Below are 17,785 nucleotides of genomic sequence, written 5' to 3'. Positions count from 1 at the left end.
GGAGGATGTTAAGCTGATGAAAAAGTGCAGCGTATGTTTATTTGTTCTTGCTTTATTATTGAGCTGTTTACCTGGGGAATATGCGAATGCGGTAAGCACTCCAATTGCAAAACATGTTGGGAATTCAAATCCGCTTATCGACCATCATCTGGGCGCAGATCCGTTTGCGCTGACCTATAACGGAAGAGTCTACATCTATATGTCAAGCGATGACTATGAATATAACAGTGACGGATCAATTAAGGATAATTCATTTGCCAATTTGAATAAAATATCCGTCATATCTTCAGCGGATATGGTGAACTGGACAGATCACGGAGCGATTCCCGCAGCGGGTGCCAATGGGGTGAATGGCGGCCGGGGGATTGCCAAATGGGCAGGAGCATCATGGGCCCCGTCAGCCGCGGTGAAAAAGATCAACGGTAAGGATAAATTTTTCCTTTATTTCGCAAACGGCGGCGGAGGTATCGGGGTTCTCACCGCAGACAGCCCGACCGGCCCATGGACAGATCCGATCGGAAAACCGCTGGTGACGCCAAGTACACCAGGAATGTCCGGTGTTGTATGGCTTTTTGATCCTGCAGTATTCGTAGATGATGACGGTACCGGTTACCTATATGCCGGCGGAGGCGTTCCGGGCGGTTCAAATCCCACACAGGGGCAATGGGCCAATCCTAAAACAGCAAGAGTCATGAAATTAGGGCCTGATATGACCAGTGTTGCCGGAAGTGCATCTACGATTGATGCGCCTTTTATGTTTGAAGATTCGGGAATGCATAAGTATAACGGAAAATATTACTATTCCTATTGTATCAATTTCGGGGGCGCGCACCCGGCCGATAAACCTCCAGGTGAGATCGGGTATATGACCAGCTCAAGTCCTATGAATTCTTTTTCGTATAGAGGGCACTTTCTGAAAAATCCGGGAGCATTTTTCGGAGGCGGCGGAAACAATCACCATGCTGTTTTCAATTTTAAAAACGAGTGGTATGTGGTGTATCATACTCAAACTGTCAGCTCCGCTCTTTACGGGGCCGGCAAAGGATACCGTTCTCCCCATATCAATAAGCTTGTGCATAATCCTGATGGCTCCCTGCAAGAGGTAGCGGCAAATTTTGCAGGTGTCAAACAGCTGTCCAACTTGAATCCATATCACCGGGTAGAAGCGGAAACGTTTGCCTGGAACGGACGGATTTTGACAGAGGCATCCTCAGCACCCGGCGGGCCGGTCAATAATCAACATGTCACAAACATTCATAACGGAGACTGGATTGCTGTAGGAAATGCAGACTTCGGGTCAGGCGGTGCCAAGACGTTTAAAGCAAATGTAGCGTCCGCTCTCGGCGGAAAAATAGAAGTGCGACTAGACAGTGCAAACGGTAAGCTTGTCGGAACCTTGAATGTCCCTTCCACAGGCGGAACGCAATCCTGGAGAGAAATAGAAACTGCGGTAAGCGGCGCATCCGGTGTTCACAACGTATTCTTTGTATTTACCGGAACTGGTACAGGAAACTTGTTTAATGTTGATTACTGGCAGTTTACACAAAGATAAGCAAAGGTACGTTTTCTAAGTCCATTAAAGACAAATGAAGGAGAGGAAAAAATGATGTCGAGCGTAAAAAAAACAATTTGTGTATTATTGGTATGCTTCACAATGCTGTCCGTCATGCTCTTAGGACCGGGAGTTACTGAAGTTTCAGCAGCAAGTGATGCAACAGTTAATATATCTGCAGAAAGACAAGTGATTCGCGGTTTTGGAGGAATGAACCACCCGGCTTGGATTGGAGACTTGACTGCGGCTCAACGGGAGACCGCTTTTGGCAATGGGCAGAATCAGTTAGGTTTTTCTGTCTTAAGAATTCATGTAGATGAAAATAGAAATAATTGGTACAAAGAAGTGGAGACTGCAAAGAGTGCGATCAAACATGGAGCAATCGTTTTTGCTTCCCCTTGGAATCCGCCAAACGATATGGTTGAGACTTTCAATCATAATGGTGACACATCAGCTAAGCGGCTGAGATACGATAAGTACGCCGCATACGCGCAGCATCTTAACGATTTCGTTAATTTCATGAAGAGTAATGGTGTGAATCTGTATGCGATTTCTATGCAGAACGAGCCTGATTACGCTCACGAATGGACATGGTGGACGCCCCAAGAAATCCTGCGTTTCATGAGAGAGAATGCCGGTTCCATTAATGCCCGTGTGATTGCGCCGGAATCATTTCAATACCTGAAAAATATATCGGACCCCATTTTGAACGATCCGCAGGCGCTTAGGAATATGGATATCCTCGGAACCCACCTGTACGGCACTCAGGTCAGTCAGTTTCCTTATCCTCTTTTCAAACAAAAAGGAGCGGGAAAGGACCTTTGGATGACGGAGGTATACTATCCGAATAGTGACAACAATTCAGCGGATCGCTGGCCTGAGGCTTTAGGTGTTTCAGAGCATATTCATCATTCAATGGTAGAGGGAGATTTTCAAGCTTATGTGTGGTGGTATATCCGCAGATCATACGGCCCGATGAAAGAAGATGGGATGATCAGCAAACGCGGATACAATATGGCTCATTTCTCAAAATTTGTGCGCCCTGGCTATGTAAGGATTGATGCAACGAAAAATCCTGAACCGAATGTTTACGTGTCAGCCTATAAAGGAGACAATAAAGTCGTGATTGTTGCCATTAATAAAAATAACACAGGGGTCAACCAAAACTTCGTGTTGCAGAATGGGTCCGCTTCGCAAGTATCCAGATGGATCACGAGCAGCAGCAGCAATCTTCAACCTGGAACGGATCTCAAAGTAACGGATAATCATTTTTGGGCCCATCTGCCGGCTCAAAGCGTGACAACATTTGTTGTAAAGCGTTAGAGACATCAGCATCGCAATAAGCCAATTTTCTTACTCGAAAAAGAAAATTGGCTTATTTTCTGTGGGAGAGAAGTGTTGGTTTTTTAACGATACACGGACATTGGGTATAATAATGACAATGACTTCAAGGAGTGATCAATATATGTCACGGCTTCACAGCAAAGTATTAATCATAGACGATGAAAAAGAAATTTTGGAACTGATCAAAACCGTATTAGTAAGAGAAGGCATTAATCGCGTAGTGACTGCTTCAACTGCCCGTGACGGATTGGCTCAATTTCATCAAGAAAATCCCGATCTTGTGATATTGGATATCATGCTGCCAGACGGTGAAGGCTATGATATCTGCAAGCAAATAAGGGACATTTCACACATTCCTATTATCTTTTTGTCTGCAAAGGGGGAGGAAACGGATAAAATTGTAGGACTTGCCATCGGCGGGGACGACTACATTACAAAACCTTTCAGCCCTAAAGAAGTCGCATACCGGGTCAAAGCGCAGCTGAGACGGGTCTCTTACTTACAGCCTTCTCAAACCGGAACCGTGATAAAAAAAGGGCCATTTGAATTAAACCAACAACAAGCCGAGCTCACCAAAAATGGAGCGGCTATTGAGTTAACACCTAAAGAACTTATGCTTATGACCTATTTTCTGCAGCATCCCAATCGGGTGATCAGTAAAGAAACACTCTATCAAGCTGTATGGGGAGAAGACTTTTTCGGTTCTGACAATACGGTGATGGTTCATATACGCAGGCTCCGTGAGAAAATAGAAACTGTCCCATCAAAACCAGACTTTCTCGTCACTGTGAAAGGGTTAGGCTACAAATTTGTTGTAAAGGATGCGTAAGGATGAATTGGCGATTAACAGGCAGATACATGGTATCTGTCATCATAGTGACCGTCATTACAGTCTTCATTAATTTATTTATTTTTATGTTTTGGCTCGTTTTCCAGGCGAACACCCAACATGATGAAGAAAGTACACCGGAAACTTTCACAAGATCATTCCGGCAATATGTCACGTTATCGAACAATGGTATCACAGTAAACAAAGAGGGCCAAAAAGCTTTAAAAGAGCAGAATGCATGGATTCAAATATTAGATGAAAACGGACAGGATGTTTATCATGATAGAGAACCTAAAGGACTGAAGAAAAAATATACGCCTATTGAAATTGTAAATTTACATAAATATAAGGATGAACAATTATTATCAACCATTTACGCCGGCGGAAAAAAAGTAAACGGCAAGGAGTACAGTTACTTTATAGGGTTTAAAAATCCCTCTCTCGGAAAATTTGTCCTCTCATATGATACTAAGGAATTTGTGACGAAGTTCAATGCAGGAACCATCATATTATTATCAATAGATGCATTGATCGCGTTACTCATTGGCTATCTATTCAGCCGGCAGCTCACAAAACCGCTCGGCCGTGTCATTCAAGGAATCCAGCGGTTAGCTAATGGAGATTATACGATCAAAATGAAATCCAAAGGCATTTATAAAGATGTCTTCTATAATGTCAATCACTTATCGGAACAACTATCTTTAAGCAAAAAAGAAAAAGATAAATTGGAACAAATGCGTGAAGAGTGGATCAGTCATATTTCTCATGACATTAAAACACCATTAGCATCTATTCAAGGCTATGCAGAAATCATCAAAGATCCGAATTATCATCTCACAGTCGAGCAGATCAGAGAGTACGCCCGGATCATTGAGAGTAAATCCCTCTATATGAAAGATGTGATGGAAGATTTAAATTTAACGACAAGGCTGAAAAACAACGATGTGATGTTAAATAAAGAACGGGTAAACCTTGTATCGCTTCTGCGGGAAACGTTAATTGATATTTTAAACGATTCCAGATATGCGGATAAGTCCATTGAGCTTCAAACGAACCTGGAAAAGCTGATGCTGAACCTTGATGCGATATTGATTCGGAGAGCGGTCACGAATCTCATTTTAAATGCCCTCGTTCACAATGATCCCGATGTGAAGATCGTTGTACAGCTTGAACAAAAAGAACGAACTCATGTGACAATTAAGGACAACGGCAAAGGGATAGAAGAAGAGGAGCTGGAAAAAGTGTTTGATCGCTATTACAGGGGGACAAATACAGGAACGACGCATGCAGGCTCTGGTCTCGGAATGGCCATAGCAAAGGATATTATCCAAAAGCACGGAGGGGACATCACCATTCACAGCACCGCGGGAGAAGGGACAACGATAGATATACAATTATCATAATGGCTATACAAAAAACGGTTCTGCTGATTAATAACAGAACCGTTTTTTCCTATTATTCCGAAAACACTTTGATTCCTTTGACAATGTTCCAAATGAAAAAATAGATCGCCACAAGGAATGTAACAGCATAAGTCGCAAGCAGGAAAGGCCCGGCATGTCTAATATCATTCATACCAAGTAAACCTGAAGCGATGATGCCAATTCCAAAAATCAAATAAGGAATCAGATGCGTCCATAAAGATTTTTTCGCATGATCTTTCACATCGTCCTGGCTTAAGAAATAGACGATAATCGGAAACAGAAACGGTGCAAAAAATATACTGAAGTAACATAATGAAGACAAAATTTTATTTTCTCTCAAACCTTTTCACCTCTATGATTTATTAAAGGGGAAATCTTCTGGCTGAATCCCACACTGAAGTACAATCTTATTGTACAACTCCAACCTTAACCCGTATTAATCCGAACCTTACATCAACCTTAAATTAACAAGGACGGGCAAGGGCTCGTCTTTTTACAGCAATCATAAGATTCAATGCCATATTGAGACTCATCACATTTAGCGCGTCTACGTTGGAAATACATTTAATTTTTCGATTCGATTGAAAAATAACGTGTAAAGTCCCGATTCAGTCCAGTTTTCTTTGTTCTATATGTGTCAGGTGTGTCTTATTCAATAGAGATAGAGCAAATTGACAGGCTTTTACACCTCCCAAAAACAAGAAATTAGGTTGATAGACAATCATGAGAAAGATTTTTACAATGAGTTCGAGCTCATAAGAAGTGAAGAGCCAAAATGATGCGAAGGAGGAAAAGATCAGATATGAAACGGTCAATTTCTATTTTTATTACGTGTTTATTGATTACGGTATTGACAATGGGCAGCTTGCAGGCTTCGCCGGCATCTGCAGCAGGGACAAAAACGCCAGCAGCCAAGAATGGTCAGCTTAGCATAAAAGGGACACAGCTCGTAAACCGGGAAGGCAAAGCGGTACAATTGAAAGGGATCAGTTCACATGGACTGCAATGGTATGGCGATTTCGTCAATAAAGACAGCTTAAAATGGCTGAGAGACGATTGGGGCATAACCGTTTTCCGCGCGGCGATGTATACGGCAGACGGCGGTTATATTGATAATCCGTCCGTGAAAAATAAAGTAAAAGAAGCGGTTGAAGCGGCAAAAGAACTTGGGATATATGTCATCATTGACTGGCATATCTTAAATGACGGCAACCCAAACCAAAATAAAGAGAAGGCAAAAGAATTTTTTAAGGAAATGTCAAGTCTTTACGGAAACACGCCAAACGTCATTTATGAAATTGCAAACGAACCAAACGGTGATGTGAACTGGAAGCGTGATATTAAACCGTATGCGGAAGAAGTGATTTCCGTTATCCGCAAAAATGATCCAGACAACATCATCATTGTCGGAACCGGTACATGGAGCCAAGATGTGAATGATGCAGCCGATGATCAGCTAAAAGATGCAAACGTCATGTACGCGCTTCATTTTTATGCCGGCACACACGGCCAATCTTTACGGGATAAAGCAAACTATGCACTCAGCAAAGGAGCACCTATTTTCGTGACAGAATGGGGAACAAGCGACGCGTCTGGAAATGGCGGTGTATTCCTTGACCAGTCGCGGGAATGGCTGAATTATCTCGACAGCAAAAACATCAGCTGGGTGAACTGGAATCTTTCTGATAAGCAGGAATCATCTTCGGCTTTAAAGCCGGGAGCATCTAAAACAGGCGGCTGGCCGGTTACAGATTTAACTGCTTCAGGAACATTCGTAAGAGAAAACATTCGCGGCAGCAAAGATTCAACGAAGGACGCCCCTGAAACGCCAGCACAAGATAACCCCGCACAGGAAAAAGGCATTTCCGTACAATACAAAGCAGGGGATGGGAGCGTGAACAGCAACCAAATCCGCCCGCAGCTTCACATAAAAAATAACGGCAATGCGACGGTTGATTTAAAACATGTCACTGCCCGTTACTGGTATAACGCGAAAAACAAAGGCCAAAACTATGACTGTGACTACGCGCAAATTGGATGCGGCAATCTGATCCACAAATTTGCGGCGCTGCATAAACCTAAGCAAGGTGCAGATACCTATCTGGAACTGGGGTTTAAAACAGGAACGCTGTCACCGGGAGCAAGCACAGGGAATATTCAGCTTCGTCTTCACAATGATGACTGGAGTAATTATGCACAAAGCGGCGATTATTCCTTTTTTCAATCAAATACGTTTAAAACAACGAAAAAAATTACATTATATCATCAAGGAAAACTGATTTGAGGAACAGAACCCCATTAGTTAAGCTTTAGGCGGACATCAGCAACGATGTCCGCTTTTATCATCTTAAACAGCAATACATGGAGGTTTACGTGAAGGAGTAGATATGATTCACTGAACATATAATGTAATCGTTTCACAGTTTTGAAAAGCGTTTATCGCGCAATGTATGTATTTCACATCCGCCACTTTTATTACTTAAGGGGGAACAAGAGAATGAAAAGGTATGACGCATTTCCAGAGCCAATTGGCGGCTATACTGTCGGCCGCACCCAAATGGATTTTGAGTACACGGCATCAGATCATACAAAAAGAGAACTGACGGCGTTTGTGTACTATCCGTCCGACAGCAGCGAAGGGAAGACTACATCAACGTACATGTTTCCTGAAGTCTGCGAAATGCTTGATGAGCAGCCGCTTCTCACTGCGTTGAAGGATGCTTACTCTATAGATATCAAGACCCAATGTTACGACGACCTTGCTCTCTCCGGGAAAGAAAAGCGTTATCCGGTGTTATTCTATGTTTGCGGCGGAGGCGGTTCTCCAGAATGGGGCACAGTGATCTGTACAGACTTGGCAAGCATGGGATATGTGGCGGTAAGCATCGGCCATCAGAATAGCACGATGTATAAGCGTAAAGATGGGCGCCTGTTTAATGTATCAAAGGATTTTTCTGATGCCATTTTGGCGTTTTCTGAAGATCCGGAGATGCTGGCGTTGGCTGGTAAGATGGAGATGCGTCCTGACGATGAAACTGCCATTGAGATGTGCCATAACGTGTTTACACTGCCGATTCTTGGCAAGTTAACAAAGTATTGTGAATTGCAGGCGGAAGATGTAAGGTATGCAGCCGATTATCTTGTCAAACTGGACTCTGGAGAGCTGAATTCCATCTTTAAGGACAGATTGTGGCTTGACATCGGCATGGGCATAGTCGGACATTCTTATGGCGGGGCTACGACGGCGATTGTTTGCCGGGACGACGACCGGTTCGCCTGCGGGATTGGCTTGGACAGCGGAGCGTTCGGCCTTCAGGGCAGCGACCTTAAGAAACCCTTTTTGCTGCTGTTTTCTGAACCGAACTATAACATGAATGAACATGAATGCGATCATTGGCGCTAACAATAGCATGGATACCTATTATTTCTCTGTTGATCGTGCTGCGCATTTAGATTACTGTGACATCGTGTTTACCAGTGTGAATGAGGAACTTAGAGGCGAACGGGATGCCACGGAGATGCGAAATCTTGTTACAGACTATACGAAGAACTTTTTTGATCATTACATCCTGCAGAAAGCTGCAAGTGTGGAAAGTCTGGCATACGATGGTGTGAACTTGATCAAGAAGACCAGCAACAAGTGACATAACCGATGAAAATACTCAAACTGAAAAACCTTTATGACCAATTTAATTTATTAAGGACGTAGAGGTTTTTTAATATTACCTTACAAAAAGGGGATGCTGTTAGAATGATGCTGTTAGAATATGGATTCGCTTTTATATTCTCTTCATAATTTCTAGTTTACATAATATATATTCTAGGAAGTTAAATCTTTAATGGGAATTCTGTCTCGTTATCTTAAGTATACTTAGTTGATGAGACAGAATTAAAAAATAGGATGTATTACGATTTGTATTTATTTCTTACTGCTTTACATAGCATCGATCTTTATAAATTGTTTCACACTTTACTTCTTCCACATCAACTTTGCCATCGGATAATCTTGTGTAAACATAAACCCATTTTTCATTTCCGTTTTTAATAAACATGTCGAATTTAAAAGCGTCAGTATATTTGTCCATGACCCAGATCAATCCCGGAAGAGTTTCTGCTTTTGCTGGCGACACAGAAACCAATAATGCTCCAGCAATTACAGCCGCACCGGCTATTTTTTTAATTTTACTTTTAAACATTAATATTGCCCCCTTATGATTTATTGCCTGCTGCTTTCTCACTTAGCAGGTAATCTGATTTTACCATCTTGTACAAAGGGAATTTGTCATATTTTGTAGATAGGATACTTATTTTCACTAAAAATACATATATTGTAATTAATTTTATCCGAATAAGATCTCTTCTTTTTTGAAAGCGTACACAAAAATAAAATCATGTCTGGTAATACTCCGACGATTTTTTCGCATCGGCTCCCCACATATGAGCTGAGCAAGTATGACAGCCGCCAGCCCGAGCACTGCCGCGAAATAAAATCCGGCTCTGAGCCTCAGCCAATCATTAAAAAATCCCTCGGCCAAAGGTCCTCCGAAAATACCGAGTGCATAAAGCGCCTGGTATGCCCCCATCGATGTTGCTCTCATGTCTTCCGGAACAGACTCAATCGACATTCCAAGCAGCAAAGGAAAATAATGCCGAGTGAAAAACCTATTAAAACCTGAACCACATAAAGCGCCAGCGGGCTGACGGTAAAAGGAATGATAAAAATAAAAACGGCTGCGAGTAAATAAAACAGCTTTAATGTTACCTGTTTCCGCACCTACGAACTAAAGTTCTTATCGCTAGCAAAGCCAGTGCGTGCATAGTCATAAACGAAAAGACAACAAGCTGATTTCTTTCTCGCCGTTGTGAAGCCAAACATTGCGGTCGTTTTCATTTCGCGAATCATGAAAGACAGGCAAAGACCGAGGCCGCTCCCGATCCAAAAATGCCGCGTCCCATCCTCATTCACTGACAACATAACCGCTCATGCCCATTCCTGACAGCTGCTAACACGAGAATAAATGAGATCCAGCGGATGACTCCTTTCGTGTCATCCGCCGCAAAATAGCTCGCAAATAAAATGGTGAATATAACCCATGTAGATGAGAAAAAGCCGCCTGATGAACAGACGGCTCTGCAGCTTGTTATTTGCTTCGGTTACCTGCGGAAGCGTGAGTGATCCGATAATGCACAGTTAAAAATTTCAGTCCGAACAGCCACATATGATGAACGGCCTTCAGGCTTGTTTCGCTCTGGGCTGAAATAAGAAATGTCTCTGCCAGCGGAAGATGACACGTTCCCCATTTCGTCTGGAGATAAATCCCTTCATCACCCGCTCCGCTTTTTCGCCGTCTGCTTGTCAAAACAAGATTCTGCTTACGCGCATAAGGCTTTAAAATGCCCGTCATTTGGCCGTACGGCAGCGGAAGAGAAATATTCATGTATCCTTCCCCTTTTGCCCTGTACGCTGAATACAGCGCAGTAAAAACGGTTTCCTGCTTTTCATTTGTTCTGATCCACGCACGGACATTTTTTCTGCCGTCTTTGTCAGAGTCAACTCCTATAATATCACTGTGCATGATATACCAATTTGGATTCATGGACAGATGAATCTGCCCCGCTCTTCTGCTGAACGGCTCGTACACGCGCGCGAACGGACGAAACCATCCGCTCCACGTCACTTTTGCCATGATGTCATAATCAATTGTCTCTTCATAAAAGGAAATAACGGCCGGCGCCAGTTTTTCAGTTGAAAAGTCTTCAGAATGCAGTTCTCTCAGCTGATCCAGAAGGCCGGTATAATGGATGTCATTTGCTGCATGAATATCTGTCAAAAATTCTTTGCCTATCGTTCTCTTCCCGTAAATACGGCTGAATGTTCTTTCACTGTTCTCATCGAACGGTCTAGGATTTTCTATTCTCCACCCCGCCAAAGCCGGCAGGATAACGCCGAATGCATTGACGGCCCCGTGAATCCAAATCATCTGGCTGATCGTGAGCGTTGCCTCCTCGCGGTAGACACCGTACGAATATATCAAAGAAAAAGCAATTGTGATCATTAACACAGCCGAAGAACTCCTGATCAAGATCCTGCCTGTTTTCGTAACAAACGGCGCCTTAAAGACGAGATATGCATTTACATACAGACCCGCAAGATACAGAGCGACAGCAATCACATCAAGTGTCTTTGAAAATGTAATCCCCAAGGCAATAAGGACCGGCGAAATCAAAATAATGACCGTGCTCCACCGGTAAAGTACGCGTTTCTCCCGTATGATCCTGCCGAGCAATCCGTTAAAGATCGGAATGAGAAAAGCGGAATAGTGAAAGTGCACCGCCGTCAGCAGAACGATAAGCGGGCCGAAATTCATGACGGGAATCTCAAGGACATATGCGAAGAACCAGAATCCGCCCCCGGCCAAATAAATGAAACTCGCCATAACAGACATCTCTTCTGTTCTGTGAATATTTGTTTTCATCAGCCGCCGGACAGCATACAGTGCCAGCCCAAGCGTATAAATGAGCCACACAAAGGCAAAAAAACTGAAGCCTGTGACAAGCGCAAGCGCCGCACATATAGCGGCAACAGGATAACTCCGTAACCACACATTCTCTAAGGTCTTTGACGGCCGAAAAGCAAAGCAGAATACAGCGGGAACGAAAAAAAGTACGGAAAATAAAACAAACGTCTCAGCAGCTGATATATGCGGAGCTTCAGCCGCCGCAAATCCCAAAAAGCTAATCACGCTGACCATGAGATGACGCTTCAGCATGTTTCTCCCTCTGTTTCCCGGAAAGTCCCCCGGTAAGAGAAAAGCGTGCCGAGTATCCGGTTTTTCACATGAACCTTTATGCTGAAGCAATTCATTTCCTCATCATAAGCCTCATAAACGGTTGAATTCCCGCACAGCCATGCCGGAAGCGGGATTTTCTTTCCGCCTATCAGGAGCCACTGCCTTCCGGATGTAATAACAAGCCCTCCGTCTGAAGACGCTTCTAAATGCAGTTCAGACAGTAGGATGTGAGGTTTGCCGAAGTAATCAAGAATTCTGTTTTCCCGCTCATCATATTCCATGACCGCATCAAAAAAACGCGTTTTGCCTTTAAAGAAAAAGGTACGATTCCATTCCACGCCATTTTGCCTGTTTTTGTTTTCGATAGTGAAAGGGATATCGTTTCCCCTCTCTGAGAAAAAACATCTGAAAAAAACACCGGTCTTTAAAAGCATTCTGACAAGAAAAGAACCTCCCTTTATTTCTGACATAACTCCTTCTCCGCAAAACGTGCGTGATCCGTCAAATCTGTACCGTTTCTGCAGCATCGGGTGCAGTGATTGATAATGAGTAATCGCTTTTTCATACATTGAATCCGTCATTTCACTTCTCTCTTTCGTTTTGTATGCCAGGCGCTCGGCAGCTTGAGCTTAAGAATCATACCGGCTATTGTAAGTACTCCTAATGAGATCAAGAATCCGCCGCCGGAATATAACAGAGCCGTTACACAAAAGAAGACTGACTGCCCGGCGTGAATCAGCCACTTTCTCCGCATGGGAAGCAGCCATAATACCCCTAACCCTGTCTCCAGCGCTCCCCTCACGATCTCTGCATCGGCACAGCCATCATGAAATCCTTGAAAAAACCAATACAGACTGAATACGAGACACATACAGACATAGACAAATCCGAAACGGACTGATATCTTCGGATGTCTGTTTTGTTCTATCCAAAGCCGCAACGCATCAAAGCTCCATGCGGTAGCCCAGCTTAGCAGAGGACGAAATAAAAACCTGTCTATCCAACTTCCCGGCAGACCGCGGGCCGTTTCATATTGATATTGAGTCAAAAATGAGGTTTGTCCGTTATCCCGCTCTATATACTTCCAGTAGCCCCTGCCTTCTTTTATAAGTGACAGCGGATGATCAGAGGCAAAAGCGAGCGAAGACACTCTTTCTGACGAGCGAGGCCTTATGTCACCTATTGATTCGCCTGTGCCGGATACCTTCAGCCCAAAACCGATTCGTGTTTCATATAGAAATCTCTGCGGTTCATCTGGCAGCCTATGAAGATATGTAATGTCAGAAAAACGCAGATCCCATTCCTTATGAAGATGCGGGTTTTGCGTATATTCCCAAAGCGTTTCTATATCAGATGCAATATTGATTTCGACATATATCGGCTTCTGTTTCATGCTCCCTCCTCTTCCCTTCTTTTGTAAACAATTCCTATATTATCATAGGAACAGATCAAACGGCAGAACGAAAAGGCCATCCCGTTATCGGCAGGACAGCCTCAGTGACTTTGATGACTTATAAATAAGGTACCGTGTCTTTTTTATCTTCAGAAACTGTTTGAATGATTATCGGACGCACGAAACGGATTACCGCAGCCGAGGCCAAAACAGCTAATCCGCCTGCAAGCAAAAACGCCCCCGAGAATGATCCGCTTTTATCCGCGATAAAGCCGGTTAAAGCAGGCCCGATAATACCGGCCGTGTTTGCAAGAAAATGCATAAAGCCGCCGACTGACCCGACATTCCTTTGATCAACCACATCGTGAATCACCGCCCAATAGATAGAGCCCGTTATATATAAAAAGAAGACTGATAAAGCAACGAGAATAACGGCACTTACGGTAGTGGTAACAAGTCCGGCAAATCCGATCAGTACAGCGGAAGCGAACAGGCAAGTGACAAGAATGACTTTCCGTGAGAACAAAACCCCTTTTCCGGCGGTTTTTTTGTATACATAATCAGAAATCATTCCGCCTGCCGCCAAACCGATAAATCCAAGAATCCAGGGAATAACAGTCACCACGCTCATAAATTCAACACTTAAACCGCGTTCTTTCACCAGATAGCTCGGAAACCATGTTAAGAAGAAAAATAAGATGTAATTGTAGGCGAAAAAGGCAAAAGCCGTGAAGAGAACCGTTTTTTGTTTCAAATAGAAGGTCATCGGGATATGCTGCTCATGCGATTGAATCGCCGCTTTCATTGCCGGGGCGTCTTCCGTCTGTGCCGGCCGTTCTTTGACAAATTTAAACCAGATAAACGCCCAGACTAAACCGACGATCATGATCAGGACAAAGGAAACCTTCCAGCTGAACGCCACAGCAATCATCCCGACAATCGGGCCGGAAATCGCTCCGCCGAGCGGCGTGCCGCTGTTTGTCAGGCCGATGACCGTGGCGCGCTGAGACGGAGGAAACCAATTGTTGACCATTTTGCTTATGGCAGCCGACAGCGGCCCCTCTCCCATACCGAATAAAACACGGATAATCAAAAGACTTACAAATCCGAAAGCAAGCGCAACCGCCCCGCTGAAAAGAGACCAAACGATCATCGCCGTACACAATGTCAATTTAGCCCCGTACCGGTCAGATGCAACACCGCCGAGAAAGTTAAACACAGCGTATCCGACAGAAAAACTGCTGAAAATCAGCCCCATTTGGGTTGCAGACAATGTGAGATCCTGCTGTATGAACGGCGCTGCAATAGACAGCGCTGAGCGGTCTAAATAGTTAATCACCCCGGCTGAAAATAAAAGAAGAATAATAGGGAATCTATCCTTTGAGAACATAAAATCCCTCCCTCTTATTTCATAATTTAAATTGCCGGAGTAAACCGGTTTATGCAATGAAACCGGTTATCCGGATTGCCTTGCGATAAGCGCCGGTTTATAGCGGTGAATCCGTTTTTCACCGCTATCTTTTTCTTGTATCTGGCGAAGAAGAAGGCTTCCCGCTTTTCGCGCCATTTCTGCCGCAGGCTGGACGATCGTCGTAATCGGAGGAGTAAAAAAACCCGCAAAAGGAACTTCATCAATTCCGATGACGGCTGCCTTATCAGGAATTGTCATATCATGCTCCTTCATATACTTCAGTACCTCAACAAGAACGATATCGTTTGCCGCCAATATCGCTTTCGGAGGCTCCTGAAGGGAGAACAGCACTGACAAAACATTGGATATATCAGCCGCATCGGCTGTTTTGATATATTCGTTCCGCACCATCATTCCGTGGCGGTCAAGCGCCTTTTTATACCCTTCAATCCGCTCTACCCTCGGACTGATTTCCCGAATAATGGACGTCGTAATAATCGCGATTCTCTTAATGCCGCTCTCGATAAACCGGTCAACGGCAAGACCGGCTGCATGATGGTTATCAAGCAGCACTGTCGGAATCCCGAGTTCTTCAATGGTTCTGTCCATAAACACGACCGGAAACGTATCGCGTTTCATCTTTTCATATAAAGAGAGATTTTCGCCCGTCGGAAAAATAATAATTCCATCCACCTGCTTGGCCCTGAGCATTTCAATATATTTCTTTTCTTTTTCCGGTTCATCATCCGCATTGCAGACAATAATATGAAATCCTTGTTCATGAAAATAGTCTTCAACCGCCCTGATGACCTGAGTGGAAAAGGTGTGAAGAATATTAGCCACCACCACACCTACCGTAAATGTTGATTTCTGTTTTAAGCTGCGGGCGACGAAATTCGGCTGATAGTTCAGCTCTTGAATGGCCGCTTCTATTTTTTGTTTCGTTTTCTCGCTCATATAGTCATAGCGCTGATTTAAAAATTGAGATACGGTGCTTTTAGATACGTTTGCATATTTCGCCACATCAGAAATTGTAATGGTTTTCATAGACTCATCCCCGTCTGTCTTCATTTTTCACTAGTATAAGTCAGAAGTAAATCGTTTACAATCTGACAGGGAACTGGATTCTGTCACACTCCCGAATAAGCCATAAAACCTCCGTCGACGGGAACGGTGACCCCGGTGATAAAGCCTGAGCATGAATCATCCGAAAGCCACAGGAGCGTTCCCAGAAGGTCTTCCGGTTTCCCGAAACGTTTCATCGGTGTATGTGCCATAATCTTATTGGATCGGTCTGTCAGACTTCCATCTTCCTGTAATAATAACTCACGGTTTTGCGCAGTCAAAAAGAAACCCGGAGCGATGGCATTCACCCGCAGCCCTTTTTTTGCGAAATGAACAGCCATCCACATCGTAAAATTCTGAACCGCCGCCTTAGCCGCGCTGTAGGCAGGCACCTTTGTCATCGGTGTATACGCGCTCATAGAAGAAACATTAATAATCGCGGGATATTCCGCCTTCAAAAGGTCTTTTCCAAACACTTGCGATGCCACAAATGCACCGGTAAAGTTGCTTGAAAATACGCTGGAAAATCCCGTTTCGTCCATATCAAAAAATGATGGGCTCTGCTCATCCTCTTCATACGTCTCACTGGCAGTGATCGCATCAGCGTGGTTTCCCCCGGCTCCGTTAATTAAAAGATTGACAGAACCGAACCGGCTGATAATCTCGTCTTTTGCCTTTTCGAGAGAATCACGGGCTGAAACATCAGCCGGTACAGAAACCGCGGTTCCTCCAGCGTCAGCAATCTCGCCCGCCGCACGCTCTGCTTTATCAGCATTCCGGCTGACGATCGCAATTTTCATCCCCTGCCGTGAAAGCTCCTTTGCCATTGCTGAACAGAGAACACCGCTCCCGCCTGTTATGACAGCGGTTCTTCCTGATAAACGTTCATGAATCGGTCTCATCTCTTCACCTCTTTCTCATGAGACGAGAACGCATCCCACAGTCCGCTCAAGTACATAATTCCTAAGGCACGATCATATAAACCATAGCCCGGCCGGCATTGTTCGCCCCAGATATGACGGCCGTGATCAGGCCGTACATATCCTTTGTAGCCTTGGCCGTGCAATTCTTTTACCACACCGGTAATATCAATGGACCCATCACTGGTAAGATGCGAAGTTTCCGTAAAATCACCGTTATCGCAGATTTTCACATTTCGTATATGGGCAAACGGCGCAGCTCCCGCATAGTGTTTGGCGATCTTCACCATATCATTGGCGGGATCCGCTCCCATCGAACCCGTGCACACCGTAATACAGTTGGCGGGTGAATCTGAAATCTCTCGCAGCTTTTCATAACTTTTCTCACCGGTGATAATACGGGGCAGGCCAAAAATTGACCAGGGCGGATCATCCGGATGAATGGCCATTTGAATGCCGTGTTCCTCCGCTACAGGAAGGATTTCATGTAAAAAGAATTCTAGATTGGCCCAAAGCTGTTTTTCACCGACCGTTTGATAGGCTTCAAACAGTTCCTTGATCCGGGCCATTTTCTCCGGCTCCCACCCGGGAAGCGTCAAATCAGAAGATTCTTCAACCGTGCGGATCAGTTCCTCCGGAGGGAGACTTTCCACTTTCGCTTTTTCAAAAAACAAAGCGGTTGACCCATCCTCCAGCGCGCGGAACATATCAGTACGCGTCCAGTCAAAAATCGGCATGAAATTGTAACAGATGACTTTCACGCCGAATTCGGACAGATTGCGAATGGTCTGTTTATAGTGCTCAATATATTGTCCGCGTTCTTCATGGCCGAGTTTAATGGCTTCATGAACATTCACGCTTTCCACGACCTCTGCATGAAACCCATAGGATTGAATGAATCTGACTTCCGCTTCAATGTCCTCCTTTTCCCATACTTCGCCCGCGGGCTTCTGGTGAAGAGCCCAGACGATGCCTTTGACCCCGGGAATTTGTCTGACATGTTCAAGCGTCACCGTATCATTACCTTGGCCGTACCAGCGAAACGTGATATTCATG

15 protein-coding genes and 1 pseudogene are annotated in these 17,785 nt (G+C 44.3%); 6 read left to right on the top strand and 10 right to left on the bottom strand.

From position 1 onward, the window contains the following. Window positions 1–13: 13 nt before the first annotated feature. The 4 genes from G9F48_RS04830 (at window position 14) to G9F48_RS04815 (ending at window position 5,128) form a co-directional block, all read left to right on the top strand. Window positions 14–1,552 carry a glycoside hydrolase family 43 protein gene (locus G9F48_RS04830; RefSeq protein ID WP_165409134.1) on the top strand — a complete coding sequence of 513 codons (1,539 nt, stop codon included), beginning with the start codon at window positions 14–16 and terminating at the stop codon, window positions 1,550–1,552. A 51-nt stretch (window positions 1,553–1,603) separates the two neighbouring features. Continuing rightward, the gene (locus G9F48_RS04825) at window positions 1,604–2,875 is read left to right on the top strand and encodes a glycoside hydrolase family 30 beta sandwich domain-containing protein (protein ID WP_146276874.1); all 1,272 of its coding nucleotides are present in this window, start codon (window positions 1,604–1,606) and stop codon (window positions 2,873–2,875) included. A gap of 142 nt (window positions 2,876–3,017) precedes the next feature. After that, window positions 3,018–3,725: a response regulator transcription factor gene (locus G9F48_RS04820; RefSeq protein ID WP_165409107.1), complete on the top strand. Its 708-nt coding sequence runs from the start codon at window positions 3,018–3,020 to the stop codon at window positions 3,723–3,725. A gap of 2 nt (window positions 3,726–3,727) precedes the next feature. Further along, window positions 3,728–5,128: a sensor histidine kinase gene (locus G9F48_RS04815; RefSeq protein ID WP_165409106.1), complete on the top strand. Its 1,401-nt coding sequence runs from the start codon at window positions 3,728–3,730 to the stop codon at window positions 5,126–5,128. Window positions 5,129–5,180: 52 nt separating this feature from the next. Here G9F48_RS04815 and G9F48_RS04810 read toward each other — a convergent pair whose 3' ends face one another. Beyond that, window positions 5,181–5,489, bottom strand: a complete 309-nt coding sequence (locus G9F48_RS04810) for a DUF4870 domain-containing protein (protein ID WP_031379072.1) — start codon at window positions 5,487–5,489, stop codon at window positions 5,181–5,183. Between the two features lie 462 nt (window positions 5,490–5,951). On the opposite strand from G9F48_RS04810, the gene G9F48_RS04805 reads away from it, so the two are divergent. Then, complete coding sequence (locus G9F48_RS04805; RefSeq protein WP_165409105.1) at window positions 5,952–7,433, top strand: cellulase family glycosylhydrolase; 1,482 nt, start codon at window positions 5,952–5,954, stop codon at window positions 7,431–7,433. A 213-nt stretch (window positions 7,434–7,646) separates the two neighbouring features. Next, window positions 7,647–8,793 (top strand): annotated as a pseudogene (locus G9F48_RS04800) (alpha/beta hydrolase). Between the two features lie 282 nt (window positions 8,794–9,075). Here G9F48_RS04800 and G9F48_RS04795 read toward each other — a convergent pair. The 9 genes from G9F48_RS04795 to uxuA form a co-directional block, all read right to left on the bottom strand. After that, window positions 9,076–9,345, bottom strand: a complete 270-nt coding sequence (locus tag G9F48_RS04795; RefSeq protein WP_165409104.1) for a hypothetical protein — start codon at window positions 9,343–9,345, stop codon at window positions 9,076–9,078. A gap of 144 nt (window positions 9,346–9,489) precedes the next feature. Then, a complete protein-coding gene (locus tag G9F48_RS04790) occupies window positions 9,490–9,774 on the bottom strand; it encodes an MFS transporter (RefSeq protein ID WP_238785876.1) in 285 nt (94 codons plus the stop codon). Between the two features lie 516 nt (window positions 9,775–10,290). Continuing rightward, window positions 10,291–11,919 (bottom strand): YndJ family protein, encoded by a 1,629-nt coding sequence (locus G9F48_RS04785; RefSeq protein ID WP_165409102.1) that lies wholly within the window; start codon window positions 11,917–11,919, stop codon window positions 10,291–10,293. Continuing rightward, entirely contained in the window at window positions 11,913–12,521 is a 609-nt protein-coding gene (locus G9F48_RS04780; RefSeq protein ID WP_128574570.1) for a DUF4166 domain-containing protein, read from the bottom strand. The genes G9F48_RS04785 and G9F48_RS04780 overlap by 7 nt, the downstream gene beginning before the upstream one ends. Beyond that, a complete protein-coding gene (locus G9F48_RS04775; RefSeq protein ID WP_165409101.1) occupies window positions 12,518–13,333 on the bottom strand; it encodes a hypothetical protein in 816 nt (271 codons plus the stop codon). Before G9F48_RS04775 ends, G9F48_RS04780 begins: the two co-directional genes overlap by 4 nt. Window positions 13,334–13,451: 118 nt before the next feature. Beyond that, entirely contained in the window at window positions 13,452–14,723 is a 1,272-nt protein-coding gene (locus G9F48_RS04770; protein ID WP_165409100.1) for an MFS transporter, read from the bottom strand. A 66-nt stretch (window positions 14,724–14,789) separates the two neighbouring features. Further along, window positions 14,790–15,791, bottom strand: coding sequence for a substrate-binding domain-containing protein (locus G9F48_RS04765; protein ID WP_165409099.1), 1,002 nt, complete (start codon window positions 15,789–15,791; stop codon window positions 14,790–14,792). An 83-nt stretch (window positions 15,792–15,874) separates the two neighbouring features. Further along, the gene (locus G9F48_RS04760; protein ID WP_165409098.1) at window positions 15,875–16,711 is read right to left on the bottom strand and encodes an SDR family oxidoreductase; all 837 of its coding nucleotides are present in this window, start codon (window positions 16,709–16,711) and stop codon (window positions 15,875–15,877) included. Beyond that, the gene (gene uxuA, locus G9F48_RS04755; RefSeq protein ID WP_165409097.1) at window positions 16,708–17,784 is read right to left on the bottom strand and encodes a mannonate dehydratase; all 1,077 of its coding nucleotides are present in this window, start codon (window positions 17,782–17,784) and stop codon (window positions 16,708–16,710) included. The genes G9F48_RS04760 and uxuA overlap by 4 nt, the downstream gene beginning before the upstream one ends. Window position 17,785: the final 1 nt, after the last annotated feature.

This window comes from Bacillus sp. EKM420B (assembly GCF_011065565.1).
In the GTDB taxonomy this organism is placed as follows: domain Bacteria; phylum Bacillota; class Bacilli; order Bacillales; family Bacillaceae; genus Bacillus; species Bacillus velezensis.
This window is presented reverse-complemented; position numbering and strand designations above follow the sequence as displayed.

Bases quoted from the DNA above. Each gene is read 5' to 3' on its own strand.
- uxuA (WP_165409097.1), bottom strand. From the start codon at position 17,784: ATGAATATCACGTTTCGCTGGTACGGCCAAGGTAATGATACGGTGACG.
- G9F48_RS04780 (WP_128574570.1), bottom strand. From the start codon at position 12,521: ATGACGGATTCAATGTATGAAAAAGCGATTACTCATTATCAATCACTG.
- G9F48_RS04785 (WP_165409102.1), bottom strand. From the start codon at position 11,919: ATGCTGAAGCGTCATCTCATGGTCAGCGTGATTAGCTTTTTGGGATTT.
- G9F48_RS04820 (WP_165409107.1), top strand. From the start codon at position 3,018: ATGTCACGGCTTCACAGCAAAGTATTAATCATAGACGATGAAAAAGAA.
- G9F48_RS04760 (WP_165409098.1), bottom strand. From the start codon at position 16,711: ATGAGACCGATTCATGAACGTTTATCAGGAAGAACCGCTGTCATAACA.
- G9F48_RS04790 (WP_238785876.1), bottom strand. From the start codon at position 9,774: ATGTCGATTGAGTCTGTTCCGGAAGACATGAGAGCAACATCGATGGGG.
- G9F48_RS04775 (WP_165409101.1), bottom strand. From the start codon at position 13,333: ATGAAACAGAAGCCGATATATGTCGAAATCAATATTGCATCTGATATA.
- G9F48_RS04795 (WP_165409104.1), bottom strand. From the start codon at position 9,345: ATGTTTAAAAGTAAAATTAAAAAAATAGCCGGTGCGGCTGTAATTGCT.
- G9F48_RS04770 (WP_165409100.1), bottom strand. From the start codon at position 14,723: ATGTTCTCAAAGGATAGATTCCCTATTATTCTTCTTTTATTTTCAGCC.
- G9F48_RS04805 (WP_165409105.1), top strand. From the start codon at position 5,952: ATGAAACGGTCAATTTCTATTTTTATTACGTGTTTATTGATTACGGTA.
- G9F48_RS04765 (WP_165409099.1), bottom strand. From the start codon at position 15,791: ATGAAAACCATTACAATTTCTGATGTGGCGAAATATGCAAACGTATCT.
- G9F48_RS04825 (WP_146276874.1), top strand. From the start codon at position 1,604: ATGATGTCGAGCGTAAAAAAAACAATTTGTGTATTATTGGTATGCTTC.
- G9F48_RS04815 (WP_165409106.1), top strand. From the start codon at position 3,728: ATGAATTGGCGATTAACAGGCAGATACATGGTATCTGTCATCATAGTG.